Below are 20,790 nucleotides of genomic sequence, written 5' to 3'. Positions count from 1 at the left end.
TTGAGATTCAGGCGAGTGCCGCATCGCTGATGCGGAACTGCACCATGCGGTTGCCGTTCCAGTAATTGCCCGACAATGAACCGGCGATATGCACGGTCCTGCCCCTGTTCTTAAACAGGAATTCGCCGAGCGCGGTGTCGACCGCACGGAACGCTATGGCTTGGATGTTGCCGCCGCTTTGCGACTGCAGATCCACGCGGATGTGGTTGGTGCCGATCGCGCGCGCGTCGGCCAGCCGATGGCGCGGCAGCACGAACACCGGCGCAATGTGCCCGGCCCCGAATGGCCCGGCTTTCTCCAGCGCGTCGAGCAGCGCGATCGTGGCGCCCTCGGCGGCCAAGGCGCCGTCGATCGCCAGGCTCTCCTCGTTCTGCAGCCGGAACACGTCGGCCGCGGCGCGGTCCTCAAAGAAGGCGCGCAGTTCGCCGAGCTTGGCACGCTCGACAGTGATGCCGGCGGCCATCGCGTGGCCGCCGCCCTTGACGATCAGCCCGGCCTCGGCAGCCTCGCGCACCAGCCGGCCGAGATCGAAGCCGGTCACCGAGCGGCCGGAGCCCGTGCCGATGCCGGTCGAATTGAAGGCGATGGCGAAGGCTGGGCGGCGTGCATGATCCTTGAGCCGCGAAGCGATCAGCCCGACGATGCCCGGATGCCAGCTATTGCTGGCGGTGACGATGACTGCCGGGCCGTTGCCGCCGGCAAGCTCGGCATCGGCCTCGGCGCGCGCCTGTGCCAGCATCTCCTGCTCCATCTGCTGGCGTTCCTGGTTCAGCCGGTCCAGTGTCTCGGCAATGCCTGCCGCCTCGACGGGATCGTCGGTTGCCAGAAGCCGGCTGCCGAGCGCGGCATCGCCGATGCGGCCGCCGGCATTGATGCGCGGGCCGATCAGGAAGGAAAGATGGAAGGTGTTGATCGGCTCGCCGATGCGCGAGACCCGCGCCAGCGCCGCCAGCCCCTCATTCTTCTGTTGGCGCAACACCTGCAGCCCCTTGACGACGAAGGCGCGGTTGACGCCGGTGAGCGGGACCACGTCGCAGACCGTCGCCAGCGCCACCAGATCGAGCATCGAAAGCAGATCGACCGGCGCGGCGTCCGGCAGCCTCTCGCGCAGCACTTTGGCCGTCTGCACCAGGCACAGGAAGACGACGCCGGCGGCGCACAGATGTCCCTGCCCCGACAGGTCGTCCTCGCGATTGGGATTGACCACGGCGTCCGCCGCCGGCAACGGGCCGCCGACCTGGTGATGATCGAGCACCACGACATCGGCGCCGGCTTGCCTGGCCGCGTCGATCGAGGTCGCGCTGTTGGTGCCGCAGTCGACGGTGACGATCAGCTTCGCGCCGCGCGAGATCAAGTCCCGCATCGCTTCCGGATTGGGCCCGTAGCCTTCGAAGATGCGGTCCGGGATGTAGATTTCCGACGGCACCGAAAAATGGGTGAGAAAGCGTTTGATGAGCGCCGACGAGGCCGCGCCGTCGACATCGTAATCGCCGAAGATCGCAACTTTTTCGTGGGCGACGACCGCATCGGCCAGCCTCGCCGCCGCCTTCTCCATATCGGTCAGCGATGCTGGATTCGGCAGAAGCTCGCGAATGGTCGGATCGAGGAAGCGCGCGGTCTGCTCCACGCTGACGCCGCGCCCGGCAAGCACCCGCGCCACGATGTCGGGCACGCCATGGCCCTGCGCCATGGCCAAGGCGGCCATGTCCTGGCGCTCGGTCAGCCGGTGTTCCCACGAAACACCGGTCGCCGACTGCCTGACATCGAGGAAGAACCGTTTCTCGCCCGTCATGCGACGCGCCGTCTGCACATCATCATTGCGCAGATATCAATATGCGACGGCCGGAGCAATTGCGGGGAAGCGGGCAATGCGGGGAAAGGTGTGGAACGTTTTCCTCGAATTGCGGCAAAGCGCCCGGACGAAGGCAAATCAGAACTTATCCAGATCCTGGTGACGCGCCTTGATCTCGCGCACCGTGCGCGAGGACGACCGCAGCACGATGGTGTGCGTGGTGATGAAAGTGCGGCCGAACTTCACCCCGTCGAGCAAATTGCCGTCGGTGACGCCGGTCGCCGCGAACAGCACGTCGCCCCGCGCCATGTCGTGGGCGCGATAGATCCGCTTCGGGTCGGAAATGCCCATTTGGTGCGCGCGCGCCACCTTCTCCGGCGTGTCGAGGATCAGCCGGCCCTGCATTTGTCCGCCGGTGCAGCGAAGTGCGGCCGCCGCCAGCACGCCCTCCGGCGCGCCGCCGGTGCCGAGATAGATATCGATGCCGGTCTCGTCCGGATCGGTGGTGTGGATGACGCCCGCGACATCGCCGTCGCCGATCAGCCGGATCGCCGCGCCCGTGGCGCGCACGGCGTCGATCAGCTTGGCGTGACGCGGCCGGTCGAGGATGCAGGCGGTGATGTCTGAGACGGCCACGCCCTTGGCCTTGGCCAGATTGGCGAGGTTTTCGGCCGGCGAGGCGTCGATGTCGATCAGATCTTCGGGATAGCCGGGACCGATGGCGATCTTGTCCATGTAGACATCGGGCGCGAACAGCAGGCTGCCCTTTTCCGCAATCGCGATTACGGCAAGCGCGTTGGGCAGGTTCTTGGCGCAGATCGTCGTGCCCTCGAGCGGATCGAGCGCGATGTCGACGGCCGGACCTTTGCCGGTGCCGACCTCCTCGCCGATATAGAGCATCGGCGCCTCGTCGCGCTCGCCTTCGCCGATCACCACCGTGCCTTTGATGGCCAGCCGGTTGAGCTCCTGGCGCATGGCGTCGACCGCCACCTGATCGGCAGCTTTCTCATCGCCGCGCCCGCGCAGCCTTGCCGCCGCGACGGCGGCCCGTTCGGTCACACGCACGACTTCCATCGTAAGGATCCGGTCGAGACCGGCGGTGATGTCCTGGGCTATGTTCATGGACAGAAATTCCTCGTGAAACTCAACCTCCCGCCAGAGGTGGGCTTCTTCTGACAAAGCTCCATGACAACGGCAAGACTTGCCGGGTCATTTTTCGAAATGACAGCAAAATCAATCGATTGAAGGCGGAACCGGACTCGGGCTTATTCCGCCCGCTCGATGCGGATCACTTGCGGCTTGTCGGTCAGATGACCATCCTTGGTGATGCCTTCGACGGCCCTGCGCACCGCAGCTTCCGTGGTCTCATGCGTGACGAGGATCACCGTCTTCTGCGCCTGCGTTTCCGCGCCGGCAGCCTGTTGAACGATCGATTCCAGCGAGATGTCGTTGTCGGCCATGCGCTTGGCGATGGCCGCGAACACGCCGGTGCGGTCATGCACGGTCAGCCGTATGAAATAGCCGCCGGCATGGCTGCGCATCTGCGCTTTCTTGTAAGGCTTCAGTTCCTTCGCCGGCCAGCCGAAGACCGGGCCATGCTGGAAGCCCGGTCGGCTCTTGGCGATGTCGGCGATGTCGCCGACGACCGCCGAAGCGGTCGCATTGCCGCCCGCGCCCGGACCCGAGAGCAGGAGCTCGCCCAGGATATCGGTCTCGATCGCCACTGCGTTGGTGACGCCATGCACCTGCGCGATGACCGACGCCGTCGGCACCATGGTCGGATGGACACGCTGCTCTATGCCGCTGTCGGTGCGCTGGGCGACGCCGAGCAGCTTGATGCGGTAGCCGAGATCGCCGGCCGCGCGGATGTCGGCCTGGGTGATGTTGGAGATGCCTTCCATATAGATGTCGCCGGCGGCGATCCTGGTGCCGAAGGCAAGGCTGGTCAGGATCGACAATTTGTGCGCCGTATCGTGGCCCTCGATGTCGAAGGTCGGATCGGCCTCGGCGTAGCCGAGCCGCTGCGCATCCTTCAGGCAGGCGTCGAAGGAGATGCCTTCGGCTTCCATGCGGGTCAGGATGTAGTTGCACGTGCCGTTGAGGATGCCGAAGACGCGGGTCACCGCGTTGCCCGCCATTGCCTCGCGCATCGTCTTGATGACCGGGATGCCGCCGGCCACCGCCGCCTCGTAGTTGAGCAGCACACCCTTCTTCTCGGCGATCTCGGCAAGCGCCACGCCATGCTTGGCAAGCAGCGCCTTGTTGGCGGTCACGACATGGCGCCCGGCCTCGAGCGCCGCTTTCACCGAGAGCCGCGCCGGCCCCTCGTCACCGCCGATCAGCTCGACGAAGACGTCGATATCGGCCTTTTCGGCCAGCTTGACCGGATCATCGAACCATTTGGCGACGCCAAGATCGATACCTCGGTCGCGTTTCGGATCGCGGGCCGAAACGGCGGTCACGACGATGTCGCGACCGCACTGCCGGGTAAGCTCCGCCGCCTTGTCGCGCAGCACGCGCGCCACCGAGGCGCCCACCGTGCCAAGGCCGGCAATTCCAACACGCAATGCTTCAGCCATGTCCGGCGAGGCCCCTCAATTTGCAAAAAATGTCAGGTGCAAAAAATGTCAGGCAACTCAACGGTGAGCGGCTAAAGGCACCACATTGTTGGGCTGCTTCGCGGTGGTCGCGAGGAACTTCTTGATGTTGCGCGCGGCCTGGCGGATCCGGTGCTCGTTCTCGACCAGCGCCAGGCGCACATAGTCGTCGCCATGCTCGCCGAAGCCGACCCCCGGCGCCACCGCGACATCCGCATGCTCGATGAGCAGCTTGGAGAATTCCAGTGAGCCGAGATGGCGAAACGGCTCCGGGATCGGCGCCCAGGCGAACATCGAGGCCGCCGGCGCGGGAATGGTCCAACCGGCGCGGCCGAAGGAATCGACCATTACGTCGCGCCGCTTATGGTAGACCTCGCGCACCTCCTCGATGTCGGCGCCGTCGCCGTTCAGCGCATGCGCCGCCGCAACCTGGATCGGTGTGAACGCGCCATAGTCGAGGTAGGACTTCACCCGCGTTAGCGCTGAAATCAGCCGCTCGTTGCCGACCGCGAAGCCCATGCGCCAGCCGGGCATGGAAAAGGTCTTCGACATCGAGGTGAACTCGACGCAGACATCCATCGCGCCCGGCACCTGCAGAACCGACGGCGGCGGATTGCCGTCGAAATAGATTTCCGAATAGGCGAGATCCGACAGGATGATGATGTCGTTCTTCTTCGCGAAGGCCACCACGTCCTTGTAGAAATCGAGCGAGGCGACAAGCGCCGTCGGGTTCGACGGATAATTGAGGATCAGCGCCAGCGGCTTGGGGATCGAATGGCGGATGCCGCGCTCGACCGCCGGGATGAAGCCGTCATCGGGCTCGACCTGCAGCGAGCGGATCACCCCGCCCGACATGATGAAGCCGAAGGCATGGATCGGATAGGTCGGATTGGGGCACAGGATGACGTCGCCGGGCGCGGTGATCGCCTGCGCCATGTTGGCGAAGCCCTCCTTCGAGCCCAGCGTCGCCACCACTTGCGTATCGGGATTGAGCTTCACGCCGAAGCGGCGCTGGTAGTAGTTGGCCTGGGCGCGGCGCAGGCCCGGAATGCCGCGCGAAGCGGAGTAGCGATGCGTGCGCGGATCGCGCACGACTTCGCACAATTTGTCGACGATGGCTTTCGGCGTCGGCAGGTCCGGATTGCCCATGCCAAGGTCGATGATGTCGGCGCCGCGCGAACGGGCGCTGGCCTTCAGCCGGTTGACCTGCTCGAACACGTAAGGCGGAAGCCGGCGGACCTTGTGAAATTCTTCCATTTCAGTTCCAGACCATCAGAGTTTCGGCGCGCGATATAGACTTAATTGCAGCTAGGGTCGAGGGCGGGGTCGCATTTGCCCTCGATCTGCTTCAGCGTGTCGGCGCCATGCGTCTTGGCCAAAGTGTTGAGCGCGGCCGAATTCGCCGGCGCCTTGACGCCGCTGCCCTTGGCAATCTGCGTCTGCTCCTCGGCCTTGAGCTGGGCGAGGTTCGCCGCGGTCTCTTCCTTGGTGAGCTGCTTGGCGGCCACCTGCGGCGGGATGTTGAGGTTCGGATAGGAACCGGTGTCCCTCGGACCTTCGGTCAATGCCGTCGGCGCATTGTTCGTGCTGGTGCTGGTGCAGCCGGCAGCGGGCAGCAGCATGCCGGCCAGCCCCGCCATCAGCGCCATGCGGCAAATCGAACCCGGCCTGAGAAAAAAAGTCCCGCCAACATTAATCGTCATATTGTTTTCCTGGCAGCCGGGTTAGAGCGAATTGGACCCGGTCAGATGTCCCATGGTAATATGTCAAGAAAACGCTCCGGGAGGAACCCCGCGAACCATGTCCAAACCTGACGATTCGGACAAAGCGGAAAATGGCGGACCTTCGGCCATCGAGCAATATCTGGTGAAGGATCCCGAGCGCTTCGCCCTGAACATGGCGCGCATGGTCGAGCAGGCCGGCAAGGCGGCTTCCGCCTGGGCCGAACCGCGCGAGAAAGGCGAAGTGCGCGACCATGTCGCCGAACCCGTCGTCGACATGGTCAAGACCTTCTCAAAGCTTTCGGAATACTGGCTGGGCGACCCGCAACGCGCGCTCGAAGCGCAGACACGGCTGTTTGCCGGCTACATGACCGTCTGGGCGAACGCCATCCAGAAGGTCAATCCCAACGCCGAAGCGCCACAGGACGCGGTTCAGCCCGAGCGCGGCGACAAGCGCTTCCAAGACCCCGAATGGGGCCGCAACGCCTTCTTCGACTTCCTCAAGCAGGCCTATCTGGTCACCTCGCGCTGGGCGAACGAGCTTGTCGAGCATGCCGAGGGCCTGGATGAGCACACCCGCCACAAGGCGAGCTTCTACGTCAAGCAGGTGTCGAACGCGATCGCGCCGTCGAACTTCATCCTGACCAATCCCGAGCTGTTCCGCGAGACCATGGCCTCGAACGGCGAGAACCTGGTGCGCGGCATGAAGATGCTGGCCGAGGACATCGCCGCGGGCCGGGGCGACCTGAAGCTGCGCCAGGCCGACTACACGCCCTTCGAGATCGGCAAGAACATCGCCACCACGCCCGGCAAGGTCATCGGCCGCAGCGATGTCGCAGAGATTATCCAATACGACCCGGTAACCGAGACGGTGCTGAGACGGCCGCTGCTGATCTGCCCGCCATGGATCAACAAATTCTATATTCTCGACCTCAACCCGCAAAAGTCCTTCATCCGCTGGGCGATCGAGCAGGGCCACACCGTCTTCGTCATCTCCTGGATCAATCCCGACGAGCGTCACGGCGCCAAGGGCTGGGAGGCCTATATCCGCGAAGGCCTGCAATTCGGCCTCGACATGGTGGAAAAGGCGACCGGCGAGAAGGAAGTCAACGCCATCGGTTACTGCGTCGGCGGCACGCTCCTGGCTGCCGCGCTGGCGCTGTTGGCGCAGGAAGGCGATCACCGCATCAGATCGGCCACCTTCTTCGCCACCCAGGTGGACTTCACCTATGCCGGTGACCTCAAGGTGTTCGTCGACGAGGACCAGGTCGCCGCGGTCGAGCGCTCGATGAACGAAAAGGGCTATCTCGACGGCACCAAGATGGCCACCGCCTTCAACATGCTGCGCTCGGGCGACCTGATCTGGCCCTATGTCGTCAACAACTACATGCGCGGCAAGGAGCCCCTGCCCTTCGATCTGCTCTACTGGAACTCCGATTCCACGCGCATGGCGGCGGCCAATCACTCGTTCTACCTGCGCAATTGCTATCTCGAGAACAATCTCTCGCGCGGCACGATGGAGCTTGCCGGGCGCACGGTCTCTCTGGCCGACATCACCATCCCCGTCTACAACCTGGCCACGAAGGAAGACCACATCGCCCCGGCGCTTTCAGTGTTCCTCGGATCGCAGTTTTTCGGCGGCGACGTCGAGTATGTAATGGCGGGTTCCGGTCACATCGCGGGCGTCGTCAACCCGCCTGCCGCCAGGAAATATCAGTACTGGACCGGCGGCAAGCCGGTGGGCGATTTCAGCGCGTGGCTTGCCGCGGCGCACGAGCATCCTGGTTCATGGTGGACGCACTGGCAGCACTGGATCGAGGCCCAGGACGACATCCGCGTACCCGCCCGCAAACCCGGCAAGCGTATGAAAACCTTGGGAGATGCGCCGGGCACCTATGTCAAGGTGCGTGTGTAACGGGCTGTAATGTGTGGTGAGTTGACGGGCCGCCAAAACAGGGCGAAATGGTGGCGTCAATCGTTCGGCGGCCTCAAATCACCTTCCGACGCAGAATAATTCCGAGGCTTGCAGATTCGACACACGTCCCGTTTCCGGTTGGGAACAGGAGGGTTATCGCGGCGCGGCACTGGAGTGCGCGGCGATGACGAACCGACCGGATATCGAGGGGGAATTTGTTTTGAAATCAGCAGGTTGGCGTCTTGCACGAAGGGGAAGCTGCAGCATTGCGGCAGCGCTTTTCTCCGTGCTCCTGGCCTCCTGCACATCGACCGGCGACCCGACGATGTCGGTCGTTTCGCCCGCCTACAATTCAACCGCCGGCGAAATGAGCGCGACATCCAGCGCCAAGACTGCGACCTCGGCCGATTCGTCCTTGCAGGCATCGGCGCCGGCCGAAGCGACGTCGACCGTGATGAGCGAGGGCGATACGCCTTTGCCCGAGAAGGTCGCCTATGTGCCGGAGACGCGGCCGGACGGCACGTTCCCCATCGCCATCCCTGCCGGCGCCCAGGCCATTGCCGGGAGCACGCCGCAACCGCTGGTTCAGCAGGCGCAAACGGCGGAACAGACGCTAGCCGTCGCCAAGCAGGTCGCCGCCGGCGATGCCGCCACCGTCGCGTCGAAGGCGCAGGCGACCACGCAGGCCATGAGCAACGGCGTCTATGTGACCGCGGCCGAGCCGGCGCAGCCGCAGATCGCCGCGCCGAAGAAGGGCCTGTTCGCCTCGCTGTTCAGCACCACGCCGGCTTCGGCCGCCCCCGCCCCCCTGATCAACAATGCACGCTCCGGCGACCAGCCCGCCGCGCAGGCCAAGACCACGCCGCCGCCGGCCAAGCCGATCGTGACGCTGGCCTCGGCGACCCCAGCCGAAAAGCCGGTGCAGCTGGCCTCGCTCGACAACCCGAGCAATCACATCACGGGCGCCGACGCTCTTCCCGGCGTGCGCCAGACGGCGCTGTTCGAGATCAAGCGCAAATCCGGCATCGACGACGAAAGCGACGTCGACCTCAACGAGGACGAAGGCGGCGGCGGTTCCTACCAGGTGGCGTCGGCCGCCGGCTTGGCCAGGCTCGCGCCCAACGGTCTTTTGAAGCAGAACGAAAGCGTCGACGTCGCCTGCCTCAAGCCGTCGCTGGTACGGGTGCTGAAGACGATCGAGGGTCATTTCGGCCGCAAGATGATAGTCACCTCCGGCTATCGCGATCCCTCGCGCAACCGCCGCGCCAACGGCGCCAAGAATTCGCTGCACATGTATTGCGCCGCCGCCGATATCCAGTTGCCCGGCGTGTCGAAATGGGAACTGGCGAGCTACGTCCGCTCGATGCCCGGCCGCGGCGGCGTCGGAACCTACTGCCACACCGAATCCGTCCATATCGACGTCGGCCCCGAGCGCGACTGGAACTGGCGCTGCCGCAGGCGCAGCGGCGGCGGCGAGGACGGCTGATACGTTTGGCCTGGTCTGGAGCGGCATGGCCGGTTTTACCGGTTGCGAGCCGATCGCCGCCAACGCCGACATTCGTCTCAACACGCCACCACGGACGTCAGTTTCAACACGCCACCACAGACGTCGGCGATTAGCCGAAGCCCTTCGAACTTCGTCGTCCACGGGCGGAGCGGGAGCGAAGCGGACGCGCAGACCCGAGGATCCATTCAGTGACCTTGACCGCGGAGTGCAGCGGCGCAAGTTCTGCACCGTTGCGGCACGTCAGCCGCGCGGATTCTATGGTCTGCGCGCGTCGCTTCGCTCCTTGCTCCGCCATAGAATGACGATCGCGAGGATGTTCCGGCTAATCTCCAGGGATGCGCGGCCAAGCGAAACCGCCACCCGAGGGGCTTTGTGCCGCCTTTGAAAAAAGTTGTCGCATGTGGCGGCAGATGGGTTGCCGGTTGGCAACAACGCAATTATAAGCCGCTTCGTCTGAGCGCGCCCATCGTCTAGCGGTTAGGACACCGCCCTTTCACGGCGGTAACAGGGGTTCGATTCCCCTTGGGCGTACCAGCAATCTCAAGCACTTAGTGACGCTTATGCCGACTCTGTCCAATCTTTGGCCAATATCGGGCTCGAAATCCGGCTGGTCCGGTGTCGCGTTGACGGTTGGTTAACGTTACGTTACCCTATCATTAGCTGTTGCTAAAGAAGGGGTAACGCTATGAAAACGGCAATCGTTTGTGCGGCTCTCGTTCTCGCGGCGTCAAGTGCCGCTGTGGCCCACGATAAGAAGCCGACGCTCACTGCCCAAAAGGCATGTGCAGGGCTGTCGATCAAGGCGACTGCAGCGGCCAAACTTGACTGTACTGCGACCGGAACCGCCAATTCACCACAGACCGAGGTGGGCAGTTCCAAGCCCCGCCTTGGCTACGAGACGAGCCGTCCCGAAGTGTTTTCTTTCGGACTTTAGTTACTGGCGTGCCCGCCCCAATGAGGCAGCGGGCCGCTCAAAGATCGGTGGTGCAGACTGTGTTTTAGTTGATTGCCGAATGCGTCTCGCCGGTCAGGCGCCGCGCCTCCTGACGGCCGAAGGTCTCTGCCGCCATGGCTTTCATCGTCTCCGTAGTCACAATGAATTTCGCCTCGCGAACGCGTTCCTGGCTCCCATCACAGGCGCGCTGGTTAACGAAGTAGACACCCGGAACAGATTGGCTGCCATCGACACCCTCGCTGCCACCACCACCGCCGCCCGGTCAGTAACGCTCTCCGCACTTGTGAGCTTAGTTCAAGCCAGCCCCGTCATGTGGACGAGCCGAAAAACCCCATGGCCGATCGCGAGCATGAATTCACCATGGTTGGCGGCCAAATCCCAGCCGAAGAACGCAGCCCAACAAAAGAGCACCAAAGTAAAGCGCATTAGCGAATTCTAATGTGTGATAGTTGACCAAACCTTTACGCAATGACCGCATTCCGGCGCCTGGAAATCGGTGGAAAAGGTATAGAAACCTATATCAATGCAGAGATGCTAATTTAGCCTCGCTTTAGCCGACTCTACCCACCCCTACCGAGTCGGCTAGGGCCCGGCGGTTCACCCAACGCAAACCCCAACGCGGAACTGTCGGGCCGCTCTATGGCTAAGGCGTCCACCCCTTACGCTGCTCTGGCGTCAGAGCGTGGCTTGGGTGAACTGCAACCGGAAACGCGCTGTTAACGCCGTTCGCGGACGACAGGAGCCGTCCTCGACCCGAAAGTGTAAAATTCCCTCCGCTCTCGACCGTGGAGGCGAGAATGAAGATGCTTCGGATTGGGCAATGACGGCGCCAAACTCTGCATCGGAAAGCGTCGCGTCGGCAGAATATGAAATTCCGCTGACGGCAGAGCAGTTTGCCGATTTGGGGCGGGCGACTGCCGTTATATCACAGTTGGATTCGATGTTAACGGAGGCGTTGTCCAGCGCCTCCCAAACTCCTGCATGGGCGGCTTACATCTTTGCGGAGCGAACAACCATGTCAGCAAAAATAGGCATGCTGGAGCAGATCGCCCAAAAGTTTTTGGATGCGGAGGCAAAAAGAGCGGCAAAAACCTTGGTCAAGACGCTCTATAAGGTCAACGACGACCGGAACACTCTCTTCCACGGTATGTGGGCCTATCATCTCGATCCGCAGAAAGAGCGGGGGTTTCCCGCGTGCATCTGGCAGAGCAAAGCTCCGATCCGACCTGCTGACTTGCCCGACATTGCTGCTCGGGCGGCATTAGCGACACGGGAGGTCGGTAACTTTTTGGCTTTGGTCAATCCTGGGTTCCGCGACACGCCATGGGCAAAACCCAGACGGCTTTTTATCGCAACCGAAAACGTCGACCTTGGAACTTTCATGTCGGGAAAAACAAAACGCGCCAGTATCTAGGGGCTCGGCAATGCTCGTCCCGCTGTAATTGCTGCGATCGGCATCGCCATGCTCGCTAGCGCCGTTGGCGCTACCGGCAGCACGATATGCTCGGGATGGCGGCAAGCGCCCTGATGGCCGCACTGGTCGTGGCTGCTCTACTTTTGCCAGTTTGCGAATATTCGCAGGCTATATCGTTGTAGGACGGGAATGCTTGCATCGGCCTTGCACAGCAGAGATTGCCGGTTTGATCCCCGGCAGCTCGTCGGGCCTGAGGAGCGCGGGGGCGACAGCGACAAAGACCGGTACGTCAAAATTCGATCGTCGAGTCGTTCCGGTAGACACGCTCCCGTCATATTTTAGCAAAATCTGAAACAAAACGATTTCGCCCGCGTTGAAAGCTCCACAAAGGAGCTTCGGCGATGGACCCGGCAACTGCGGCAGTGATGGTTTTGCTTTCGTGCAGCCCGGGCGACGCGTCCATCTGCAAACCGGCTAGGACAGCGCCTTCGGTGTTCGCCTCCCTCAACGAATGCCGTACCTCGTTGGCAGCTGAACTCGCGGGCGCTCCCAGCGGAAGAATGATCGGCCGATGCCAGGTCGTCGATCCGGCTGTTACAGGCTCCCTGCCAGCCGGCTATACGACAGTTACAGTTACGCACGGCGGCAGCACCGTCAGGTATATTGTTCCGCACAAAGAATAGTCCGCCGCCAGATCCAGCGGGTCATCGACTGTCCAAAGACAACTTATCAGCAGCCCAGCTGCTTCCTCCGCGAATGTTGCCCACCCGCACCAATACGAAACCCGTGATGTGATCGAGTCAACACGATAGAGGTCGCCGTGAGGCTGTTCCTTTGCTCGGCCAAGACGTTGGCGGGCGCCTTCAAATCGGTGCTCAACGACTTTGCCTTTTCGGTGTAGGGTTCTGTCTCGGCCAGGGAGGCGCGGATGAACCTGCTTCGGACAGCGCTCTTATGCGCGGTTATGACCGGCGCGGCCGGGCTGCAGCCCGTCCTCGCCGAGGATCGGCCCGTCAAGCCTAACGGCGACGCAGAGCAACAGCAGCCGCCCGTTCACTGTGTGGGACAGAATTGCCTGCCGCCGAAGGACGATCCCGCCCTGGAGTGCAAGGGGCAGGATTGCACGCCGGCTCCAGCAACCGACCAGCCGACAGGCCCGGTGATCGAAAAGGTCAAGTGAGGCAGTCCGACGGCGCCGATCCCCATCGGGAAACGACGTCGAACACCACCGTCTGGTGCAGCTTCCCCCGCCGATTTTCCAGCCGGGTCGTTCCGCCATAGCGCTGACGGCGCGATCGACACCGCCAGGCCCGAAATCATCGACGTCCGCACCGGTCCGCGGCAGGCATCGAGGACGCGATAACCGGTGAGGCGTGCCGTCTATCCGTCGCTAACGGCTCGAGCAAATCTCCGTGAGTGATGGCCCGTAAGCAATATCCCACTATATAACAGCGTCGTTGAGGTAATGAGATGTCAGGCGCCTACGATCTCGGAACCAATCTGGTCCGCTGCATCTATGAAAAACGCATAGATGCACCGGCCATTCTTGATCCCGGCACGCATTTTCCCAATGCCGCGAAGTTCACCGCCGCCTGGCGCGATATCCGCGATGAGGCGCTGGCGGCGAAGCTGAACAAGGCGCCGCGCTTCCACGACATCATGCCGGAACAGGCCAATATCTCGGCCAATGACGGTCTCGACTGGCGCATGTTCGTGCTCAAGGCCTATGACATGACGATCCCGGCGAACCTCGCAAGGATGCCGGTCCTGAGCCGGCTGCTTTCGGAATGCCCCGAGGTCAAATCGGCCGCCGTCTCGTTCCTCGCCCCGCGCAAGCACATCCCGCCGCATCGCGGACCCTTTCGCGGCATCATGCGGTTCCATCTCGGCCTGGTCATCCCCAAACAGCCCGACGGCCGTCCGGCAACGATCATGATGATCAATCATGAGGAAAGGCGCATCGCCGACGGCGAATGCTTGCTGTGGGACGATACTTTCGAGCACGAAGTGATGAACAATTCGGATCAGCCCCGCGTCGCTCTCCTGCTCGACGTGTGGCGTCCGCAAATGCCGCTGGACATGGAAATCCTGTCGCGCGTGATCGTGCGCGGCGTGCAGGTGGGAATGCGCTATCGGGGCGTGTCGTTCGGCGGCTGAACCGATCGAAATCTACGCTCGCGCCTCGCGATACGTTCCTGCCCCGCTGCCACGCTTGCCGGGAAACATCGCGTCCCTCGCTAGCAATCCGCTGACGCGGCAGAAGGCTGCGAACGCGCGGCAGGCTTCCTCGGCGCTGACCACATCGACCGTCGCCCCGAAGCAGGCGTTGAATGCGGCTTCGTAGACCTTGCCCTGCCGGCGCTTCGGCCAGTCCTGCAGGAAATCGAGCGCCTGCTCGACGCTGTAGATTTCCTCGACCGGCAGGTCGGGCGCGGGCGTGATGCGCACCGGCACTTGGAATTGCAATCTGTCCATCCCCTGTCTCCCGAACTGGCGCAGCCGAGAGCAACGCCGTTCGATGTGAAAAGTTGCTTTTGCGGCCTTCTGACTCGCAAATGTGACCTCAGTGCGGTGAAGAACCGGTTCGCGGGTGCGCGGATCAGGCCCTTGCCGCTACTGGTTGGCCGGATCCTCCCTCGCGTCATAGGTCATGCGGGTAACCACCATCAGCAGATAGGCGGACGGCAGCGCGAAGATGGCGCCGAGCACGATCGCTGCCGTTCCTTCTTCCGAACATCAGGACCGACCTGACCACGAAATGGCCGGGAGAAGGCCGCAATGGGCGCGGCAACTGCACTTCGTCCTTGAACCTTGCGGCTTGCGGTGCCAAATCTGGAGCAGATTTTTCGCATTCGGCTCCTTTGAAGCCTACGCCGGCAAACGGACAAAATGGTTACTTATCTCGACGCCTCCACCGCGCCCCTTCGAAATACCGGTCAGATCCGCCTCTATGGCGAGGACGGCTTCGCCGGCATGCGCAAGGCCTGCGACCTCACCGCGCGCTGCCTCGACGAGCTTGTGCCGATCGTGAAGCCCGGCGTGACCACGGAAACGATCGACCGCTTCGTCTTCGAATTCGGCATGGACCACGGCGCGCTGCCGGCAACGCTCAATTATCGTGGCTACACCAAATCGTCCTGCACCTCGATCAACCATGTCGTCTGCCACGGCATCCCCGACAACAAGCCGCTCAAGGAAGGCGACATCGTTAACATCGATGTCACTTATATCCTCGATGGCTGGCATGGCGATTCCTCGCGCATGTATCCGGTGGGCACGATCAAGCGTGCCGCCGAGCGCTTGCTCGAAGTGACCTATGAGTGCCTGATGCGCGGCATCGCCGCGATCAAGCCCGGCGCCCGCACCGGCGCCATCGGCGCCGCGATCCAGACCTATGCCGAGGCCGAGCGCTGCTCGGTGGTCCGCGACTTCTGCGGCCACGGCGTCGGCCAGCTTTTTCACGACGCGCCCAACATCCTGCATTACGGCACCGTCAATGAAGGCGTCGAAATGCGGCCGGGCATGATCTTTACCGTCGAGCCGATGATCAATCTCGGCCGGCCGCATGTGAAAGTGCTGTCGGACGGCTGGACGGCAGTCACGCGCGACCGCTCGCTGTCGGCGCAGTATGAGCATACGATCGGCGTCACTGACACCGGCTGCGAGATCTTCACGCTGTCGCCGAAAAAGCTCGACCGCCCTGGCCTGCCGGGGTAGGCCGGATCATCGTTTCATGGAAACGATGGCCCGCCCCTATCCTCTTGTTTGACGCAATTCCGAACAGAAAACCGCTTCACACTTTTCCTGGAATTGCTTTAGGTTTCAGCCAAAGCCTGAGGGGGAGCGGCGGCATGGGCAAAGTCGAGGACGAGCGGGCATTCTTTTCCGAAGGCTGGATTGAACCGCCTAAGGCAGTGCAAAAGAAGGCGGCACCTACCGAGAAACCGCATTATCACGGCCATCGCGACCGCCTGCGCGAGCGCTTTGTCGCCGGCGGACCGGACGCCCTGCCCGACTATGAACTGCTCGAGCTGCTACTCTTCCGGCTGATCCCGCGCGTCGACACCAAGCCCATCGCCAAGGCGCTCATCGCCCGCTTCGGCTCGCTGGCCGAGGTGCTCGGCGCGCCGGCATCCCTGCTTGAAGAAGTCAAAGGCATCGGACCGGTCGTTGCGGCCGATCTCAAGGTCATCGCCGCGACGGCCCAGCGCATGGCGCGCGGCGAGGTGCGCGGCCGCGAAGTCCTGTCCAACTGGACGCAATTGCTCGACTATTGCCGCTCCGCCATGGCCTTCGAGAACCGCGAGCAGTTCCGTATCCTGTTCCTCGACAAGAAGAACGGGCTGATCGCCGACGAGGTACAGCAGACCGGCACCGTCGACCACACGCCGGTCTATCCGCGCGAGGTGGTCAAGCGCGCGCTCGAGCTCTCAGCCAGCGCCGTCATCCTGGTGCACAACCATCCTTCTGGCGACCCCACACCTTCCCGCGCGGACATCGAGATGACCAAGCAGATCATCGATACGGCCAAGCCGCTCGGCATCGCCGTGCACGACCACATCATCATCGGCCGCAAGGGCAACGCCTCGATGAAGGGTTTGCTGCTGATCTGAGGCGTTTGCCCGGCATTTCGGGATTGCCGGGACATCGTCTCCTCATCAGATAGTCGGCTCTGGAATTTCAGCAAGAAATCAAGCATGATGGCACTTGGTATCTTCCCGGGATGCTTCGCGCTCCCGCGAAATACCGGGAGGACGGGACATGGCCATTGTGCTTGTACTCGTTTTGGTCGTTGTGGGCTCGGTGCTGTTCCACCTCCTGAGCCCATGGTGGTGGACGCCCATCGCCTCGAACTGGGACTACATCGACAACACCATCACCATCAGCTTTTGGATCACCGGCATCGTCTTTGCCGCTGTCGTGCTCTTTATGGCTTATTGCGTCTTCCGCTTCCGGCATCGGGAAGGCAATCGCGCGGCATATCAACCGGAGAACAGGCGGCTCGAATCGTGGCTGATGATCGCAACGGCGGCCGGTGTCACCGCCTTGCTGGTTCCCGGCCTCTTCGTCTGGAGCCGCTTCGTCAACGTTCCCGGCGAGGCCGCCGATATCGAGGTTGTCGCCCAGCAATGGCAATGGAGCTTCCGTCTGCCCGGCAAGGACGGCAAGCTCGGCACCTCCGACACCCGCATCGTCTCGGCTGAAAACCCGCTCGGCATCGTACCCGGCGACCCGAACGGCCAGGACGACGTCGTGGTCGAGGCGGCGGACCTGCACCTGCCGGTCGGCAAGCCGGTCAAGGTGCTGTTGCGCTCGATCGACGTGCTGCACGATTTCTACATCCCGGAATTCCGCGCCAAGATGGATATGATTCCGGGATCGGTCACGTATTTCTGGTTCACGCCGACGCGGACCGGAACCTTCCAGGTCTTGTGCGCCGAGCTGTGCGGCCAGGGACATCCGCTGATGCATGGCGTTGTCATGGTCGATACCGAGCAGGACTATCTGGCCTGGCTCGGCCAGCAACAGACCTTTGCGCAATTGTCCGCGTCTCAGCAAACGGGCTCGGCGAACCAACCGTCGGAAAAGACGATGGCGTCCAGTTTGGATGTCGCGGCAAAACTCGAAACGCTCGAGGCCCGCTGAACAGGGCGCGGAGGTGCTCCCATGGTCGACGTCACACCCGCAGATGCCGTTCCACCCGCCGAAGTCGCGGAGATGGAACTCTACCATCCGCACAGTTGGTGGACGAAGTACGTCTTTTCACAGGACGCCAAGGTCATAGCAGTCCAGTATTCGGCGACGGCCATGGCTATCGGCCTCGTCGCGCTGATGCTGTCCTGGCTGATGCGCCTGCAGCTCGGCTTCCCCGGCACGTTCGATTTCATCACTCCGGAGGCCTACTATCAGTTCATCACCATGCACGGCATGATCATGGTGATCTATTTGCTCACCGCGCTCTTCCTTGGCGGCTTCGGCAATTATCTCATTCCGCTGATGGTCGGCGCCCGCGACATGGTCTTTCCCTATGTTAACATGCTGAGCTATTGGGTCTATCTGCTCGCCGTGCTGGTCCTGGTGTCGAGCTTCTTCGCGCCGGGCGGGCCGACAGGCGCCGGCTGGACGCTCTACCCGCCGCAGGCGATCATGACCGGCACGCCGGGCGGCCAGGACTGGGGCATCATCCTGATGCTCTCTTCGCTCATCCTGTTCATCATCGGCTTTACCATGGGTGGCCTGAACTATGTGGTGACGGTGCTGCAAGGCCGCACCCGCGGCATGACCTTGATGCGCCTGCCGCTCACCGTCTGGGGCATCTTCACCGCCACGGTCATGGCGCTTCTGGCCTTCCCGGCACTGTTCGTTGCTTGTGTGATGATGCTGCTCGACCGTCTGCTCGGCACTTCCTTCTTCATGCCGGCAATCGTCGAGATGGGCGAGCAACTGCAGCACAATGGCGGCAGCCCGATCCTGTTCCAGCATCTGTTCTGGTTCTTCGGCCACCCGGAGGTCTACATCGTGGCGCTGCCGGCCTTCGGCATCGTGTCCGACCTGATCAGCACGCATGCGCGCAAAAACATCTTCGGCTATCGCATGATGGTCTGGGCCATCATCGCCATCGGCGCGCTGAGCTTCGTGGTCTGGGCGCACCACATGTATGTCAGCGGCATGAATCCTTATTTCGGCTTCTTCTTTGCCACCACGACGTTGATCATTGCGGTGCCGACCGCGATCAAGGTCTATAACTGGGTGCTGACGTTGTGGCGCGGCGACATCCATCTCACCATCCCGATGCTGTTCGCGCTCGCCTTCATCGTCACCTTCGTCAATGGCGGCCTGACGGGCTTGTTCCTCGGCAACGTCGTCGTCGACGTGCCGCTGTCGGACACGATGTTCGTCGTCGCACATTTCCACATGGTCATGGGCGTCGCGCCGATCCTGGTGATCTTCGGCGCGATCTATCACTGGTATCCGAAGGTCACCGGACGGATGCTGGACGAGACACTCGGCCGCTTCCATTTCTGGATCACCTTCCTCGGCGCCTACCTGATCTTCTTCCCCATGCACTATCTCGGCCTGATGGGCGTTCCGCGGCGCTACGCCGAACTCACCGACATGAATATCATGACGGAATCGGCCCACCATCTGAACTCGTTCATCAGTATCATGGCCTTCATCGTCGGCTTCGCCCAGATGGTGTTCCTGTTCAACCTGATCTGGAGCATTCGCCATGGCCGTGAGGCCGGCGGCAATCCGTGGCGGGCAACGACGCTCGAATGGCAAACGCCTGAGACGCCGCCGGCGCACGGCAATTTCGGCAAGGAACTGCCGATCGTCTATCGTTGGGCCTACGACTACAGCGTGCCGGGCGCCAAGGAGGACTTCATCCCGCAGAACGTGCCGGGCTCCTTCGGCCCCTCCAGGGAGCCGGCATGAGCGTCATCCTGGTCTTCATGTTGGTGATCGCCGGCTTTGCCGGTTGGTGGCTTTCGCACCAGCGGTTGACAGCCAAGCCGTGGCTGGAGCAAGGCGTGGCCGGGGACGTCGTCGGCTTCGACCGGTCTTCCCTGCCCACCGCCAAGATCGGCCTCGGCGTCTTCCTCGCCGTCGTCGGCTGCCTGTTTTCGCTGTTCACCAGCGCCTATTTCATGCGCATGGGCCTGTCGGACTGGCGGCCGCTGCCGCTGCCGCGCCTGCTTTGGCTCAACACCGGCGTGCTGGCGCTGAGCAGCGTCGCGCTGCAATGTGCGGTGGTCGCCGCGCGCAGAGGCCAGGTGGACATGGTAAGGCTCGGTCTTGCAACGGCGGGGTTGACCGCCCTCGCCTTCCTCGCCGGCCAGTTGATTGCATGGCGGCAGCTGACCGAGGACGGCTACCTGTTGGCCTCCAACCCGGCCAACAGCTTCTTCTATCTGATCACGGCGATGCATGGCCTGCACATACTGGGCGGGCTGGTCGGCCTTGGCCGGACGAGCGCCGGCGCCTGGAACGGAACGCGGCGGGAGCGGCAGCGCCTCAGCGTCGAGCTATGCGCCATGTATTGGCATTTCCTGCTTTTCGTCTGGCTGTGCATCTTCGCCGTCCTGGCCGGTTGGGCGGCGACGTTCGTGAGCATTTGCCAACGGCTGCTGACCTAGGAGACTGGCGATGGCCGAGACCACACTGACGCATACCAGCCAGATGGATCGCCCCCAGGGCTTGCGCGGGATCGCCGCCGACTGGGCCTCGGATCAGCGCGCGTTCAAAAACGTGTCCTGGGGCAAGGCCATGATGTGGATCTTCCTGCTCAGCGACACCTTCATTTTCGGTTGCTTCCTGCTTTCCTACATGACGGCGCGGATCTCCACGCGCGTGCCGTGGCCGAATCCAAGCGAGGTCTTCGCCTTGCGCATCGGCGGCTCGGAGATCCCGCTGATCCTGATCGCCATCATGACATTCGTTCTCATCTCGAGCAGCGGAACCATGGCCATGGCGGTCAATTTCGGCTATCGCCGCGATCGGCGCAAAACCGCGATCCTGATGCTTTTGACCGCCGCGCTCGGCGCGACCTTCGTCGGCATGCAGGCCTTCGAATGGACCAAGCTGATCACCGAAGGGGTCCGGCCGTGGGGCAATCCCTGGGGAGCCGCGCAATTCGGCTCGTGCTTTTTCATGATCACCGGCTTCCACGGCACGCACGTCACGATCGGGGTGATCTTCCTGATCATCGTGGCGAGAAAAGTCTGGCGTGGTGACTTCGACACCGGCCGGCCCGGCTTTTTCACCAGCCGCAGGGGCCGCTACGAGAACGTCGAGATCATGGGGCTCTATTGGCACTTCGTCGACCTGGTCTGGGTGTTCATTTTCGCCTTTTTCTATCTGTGGTGAGAGGCAGGTTCTGTTGAGAGG

Annotated in this window: 18 protein-coding genes and 1 tRNA gene; 13 read left to right on the top strand and 6 right to left on the bottom strand. The window is 62.7% G+C overall.

The annotated features are described in order from the left end of the window. Nucleotides 1–7: 7 nt before the first annotated feature. The 5 genes from recJ to LB535_RS08110 form a co-directional block, all read right to left on the bottom strand. Nucleotides 8–1,792, bottom strand: a complete 1,785-nt coding sequence (recJ, locus tag LB535_RS08130; protein WP_224631819.1) for a single-stranded-DNA-specific exonuclease RecJ — start codon at nucleotides 1,790–1,792, stop codon at nucleotides 8–10. A 138-nt stretch (nucleotides 1,793–1,930) separates the two neighbouring features. Beyond that, complete coding sequence (gene glpX, locus LB535_RS08125) at nucleotides 1,931–2,914, bottom strand: class II fructose-bisphosphatase (RefSeq protein WP_224631818.1); 984 nt, start codon at nucleotides 2,912–2,914, stop codon at nucleotides 1,931–1,933. A gap of 143 nt (nucleotides 2,915–3,057) precedes the next feature. After that, the gene (locus LB535_RS08120; RefSeq protein ID WP_224631817.1) at nucleotides 3,058–4,371 is read right to left on the bottom strand and encodes a homoserine dehydrogenase; all 1,314 of its coding nucleotides are present in this window, start codon (nucleotides 4,369–4,371) and stop codon (nucleotides 3,058–3,060) included. 57 nt (nucleotides 4,372–4,428) lie between these two features. Beyond that, nucleotides 4,429–5,646 (bottom strand): LL-diaminopimelate aminotransferase, encoded by a 1,218-nt coding sequence (locus LB535_RS08115; RefSeq protein ID WP_095765055.1) that lies wholly within the window; start codon nucleotides 5,644–5,646, stop codon nucleotides 4,429–4,431. 41 nt (nucleotides 5,647–5,687) lie between these two features. Beyond that, on the bottom strand, nucleotides 5,688–6,092 hold the full coding sequence (locus tag LB535_RS08110) for a hypothetical protein (protein WP_224631816.1): 405 nt from the start codon (nucleotides 6,090–6,092) through the stop codon (nucleotides 5,688–5,690). Between the two features lie 97 nt (nucleotides 6,093–6,189). On the opposite strand from LB535_RS08110, the gene phaC reads away from it, so the two are divergent. The 7 genes from phaC (at nucleotide 6,190) to LB535_RS08075 (ending at nucleotide 14,058) form a co-directional block, all read left to right on the top strand. Continuing rightward, a complete protein-coding gene (gene phaC, locus LB535_RS08105) occupies nucleotides 6,190–8,025 on the top strand; it encodes a class I poly(R)-hydroxyalkanoic acid synthase (RefSeq protein WP_224525320.1) in 1,836 nt (611 codons plus the stop codon). A gap of 325 nt (nucleotides 8,026–8,350) precedes the next feature. Beyond that, nucleotides 8,351–9,511 carry a YcbK family protein gene (locus LB535_RS08100; protein WP_224631815.1) on the top strand — a complete coding sequence of 387 codons (1,161 nt, stop codon included), beginning with the start codon at nucleotides 8,351–8,353 and terminating at the stop codon, nucleotides 9,509–9,511. A gap of 480 nt (nucleotides 9,512–9,991) precedes the next feature. Further along, nucleotides 9,992–10,066, top strand: a tRNA-Glu gene (locus tag LB535_RS08095). Nucleotides 10,067–10,545: 479 nt separating this feature from the next. Beyond that, nucleotides 10,546–10,926, top strand: coding sequence for a hypothetical protein (locus LB535_RS08090; protein WP_224631814.1), 381 nt, complete (start codon nucleotides 10,546–10,548; stop codon nucleotides 10,924–10,926). Between the two features lie 381 nt (nucleotides 10,927–11,307). Then, on the top strand, nucleotides 11,308–11,901 hold the full coding sequence (locus LB535_RS08085) for a hypothetical protein (protein ID WP_224631813.1): 594 nt from the start codon (nucleotides 11,308–11,310) through the stop codon (nucleotides 11,899–11,901). A gap of 928 nt (nucleotides 11,902–12,829) precedes the next feature. Further along, entirely contained in the window at nucleotides 12,830–13,081 is a 252-nt protein-coding gene (locus LB535_RS08080; protein WP_224631812.1) for a hypothetical protein, read from the top strand. A 290-nt stretch (nucleotides 13,082–13,371) separates the two neighbouring features. After that, nucleotides 13,372–14,058: an aspartyl/asparaginyl beta-hydroxylase domain-containing protein gene (locus LB535_RS08075; protein ID WP_224631811.1), complete on the top strand. Its 687-nt coding sequence runs from the start codon at nucleotides 13,372–13,374 to the stop codon at nucleotides 14,056–14,058. Nucleotides 14,059–14,070: 12 nt separating this feature from the next. Here the strand turns inward: LB535_RS08075 and LB535_RS08070 are convergent, their stop codons facing one another. Beyond that, nucleotides 14,071–14,376 (bottom strand): DUF982 domain-containing protein, encoded by a 306-nt coding sequence (locus LB535_RS08070; protein ID WP_224631810.1) that lies wholly within the window; start codon nucleotides 14,374–14,376, stop codon nucleotides 14,071–14,073. Nucleotides 14,377–14,790: 414 nt separating this feature from the next. Here LB535_RS08070 and map point away from each other — a divergent pair, with 414 nt between their 5' ends. The 6 genes from map (at nucleotide 14,791) to LB535_RS08040 (ending at nucleotide 20,769) form a co-directional block, all read left to right on the top strand. Continuing rightward, nucleotides 14,791–15,618 (top strand): type I methionyl aminopeptidase, encoded by an 828-nt coding sequence (map, locus tag LB535_RS08065; RefSeq protein WP_224631809.1) that lies wholly within the window; start codon nucleotides 14,791–14,793, stop codon nucleotides 15,616–15,618. A gap of 134 nt (nucleotides 15,619–15,752) precedes the next feature. After that, nucleotides 15,753–16,514, top strand: a complete 762-nt coding sequence (gene radC, locus LB535_RS08060; RefSeq protein ID WP_095765043.1) for a RadC family protein — start codon at nucleotides 15,753–15,755, stop codon at nucleotides 16,512–16,514. A gap of 148 nt (nucleotides 16,515–16,662) precedes the next feature. After that, a complete protein-coding gene (locus LB535_RS08055; RefSeq protein WP_224631808.1) occupies nucleotides 16,663–17,547 on the top strand; it encodes a cytochrome c oxidase subunit II in 885 nt (294 codons plus the stop codon). 21 nt (nucleotides 17,548–17,568) lie between these two features. After that, entirely contained in the window at nucleotides 17,569–19,338 is a 1,770-nt protein-coding gene (gene ctaD / locus LB535_RS08050; RefSeq protein ID WP_095765041.1) for a cytochrome c oxidase subunit I, read from the top strand. Next, on the top strand, nucleotides 19,335–20,039 hold the full coding sequence (locus LB535_RS08045) for a cytochrome c oxidase subunit 3 (RefSeq protein ID WP_224631807.1): 705 nt from the start codon (nucleotides 19,335–19,337) through the stop codon (nucleotides 20,037–20,039). Before ctaD ends, LB535_RS08045 begins: the two co-directional genes overlap by 4 nt. Nucleotides 20,040–20,049: 10 nt before the next feature. Beyond that, entirely contained in the window at nucleotides 20,050–20,769 is a 720-nt protein-coding gene (locus tag LB535_RS08040; protein WP_095765039.1) for a heme-copper oxidase subunit III family protein, read from the top strand. Nucleotides 20,770–20,790 lie beyond the last annotated feature (21 nt).

The sequence above is a fragment of the Mesorhizobium sp. CA10 genome (assembly GCF_020165285.1).
Classification (GTDB): domain Bacteria; phylum Pseudomonadota; class Alphaproteobacteria; order Rhizobiales; family Rhizobiaceae; genus Mesorhizobium.
The sequence above is the reverse complement of the archived record's forward strand: the minus strand, read 5'-3'. Positions and strand labels throughout refer to the sequence as shown.

What these genes read in the sequence shown, in the direction of transcription:
- LB535_RS08080 (WP_224631812.1), top strand. Translation starts at nt 12,830, where the DNA reads ATGAACCTGCTTCGGACAGCGCTCTTATGCGCGGTTATGACCGGCGCG.
- LB535_RS08090 (WP_224631814.1), top strand. Translation starts at nt 10,546, where the DNA reads ATGCGTCTCGCCGGTCAGGCGCCGCGCCTCCTGACGGCCGAAGGTCTC.
- radC (WP_095765043.1), top strand. Translation starts at nt 15,753, where the DNA reads ATGGGCAAAGTCGAGGACGAGCGGGCATTCTTTTCCGAAGGCTGGATT.
- LB535_RS08075 (WP_224631811.1), top strand. Translation starts at nt 13,372, where the DNA reads ATGTCAGGCGCCTACGATCTCGGAACCAATCTGGTCCGCTGCATCTAT.
- LB535_RS08055 (WP_224631808.1), top strand. Translation starts at nt 16,663, where the DNA reads ATGGCCATTGTGCTTGTACTCGTTTTGGTCGTTGTGGGCTCGGTGCTG.
- map (WP_224631809.1), top strand. Translation starts at nt 14,791, where the DNA reads ATGGTTACTTATCTCGACGCCTCCACCGCGCCCCTTCGAAATACCGGT.
- LB535_RS08120 (WP_224631817.1), bottom strand. Translation starts at nt 4,371, where the DNA reads ATGGCTGAAGCATTGCGTGTTGGAATTGCCGGCCTTGGCACGGTGGGC.
- LB535_RS08100 (WP_224631815.1), top strand. Translation starts at nt 8,351, where the DNA reads ATGTCGGTCGTTTCGCCCGCCTACAATTCAACCGCCGGCGAAATGAGC.
- LB535_RS08070 (WP_224631810.1), bottom strand. Translation starts at nt 14,376, where the DNA reads ATGGACAGATTGCAATTCCAAGTGCCGGTGCGCATCACGCCCGCGCCC.
- LB535_RS08045 (WP_224631807.1), top strand. Translation starts at nt 19,335, where the DNA reads ATGAGCGTCATCCTGGTCTTCATGTTGGTGATCGCCGGCTTTGCCGGT.
- LB535_RS08115 (WP_095765055.1), bottom strand. Translation starts at nt 5,646, where the DNA reads ATGGAAGAATTTCACAAGGTCCGCCGGCTTCCGCCTTACGTGTTCGAG.
- glpX (WP_224631818.1), bottom strand. Translation starts at nt 2,914, where the DNA reads ATGAACATAGCCCAGGACATCACCGCCGGTCTCGACCGGATCCTTACG.
- ctaD (WP_095765041.1), top strand. Translation starts at nt 17,569, where the DNA reads ATGGTCGACGTCACACCCGCAGATGCCGTTCCACCCGCCGAAGTCGCG.
- LB535_RS08085 (WP_224631813.1), top strand. Translation starts at nt 11,308, where the DNA reads ATGACGGCGCCAAACTCTGCATCGGAAAGCGTCGCGTCGGCAGAATAT.
- LB535_RS08110 (WP_224631816.1), bottom strand. Translation starts at nt 6,092, where the DNA reads ATGACGATTAATGTTGGCGGGACTTTTTTTCTCAGGCCGGGTTCGATT.
- recJ (WP_224631819.1), bottom strand. Translation starts at nt 1,792, where the DNA reads ATGACGGGCGAGAAACGGTTCTTCCTCGATGTCAGGCAGTCGGCGACC.
- phaC (WP_224525320.1), top strand. Translation starts at nt 6,190, where the DNA reads ATGTCCAAACCTGACGATTCGGACAAAGCGGAAAATGGCGGACCTTCG.
- LB535_RS08040 (WP_095765039.1), top strand. Translation starts at nt 20,050, where the DNA reads ATGGCCGAGACCACACTGACGCATACCAGCCAGATGGATCGCCCCCAG.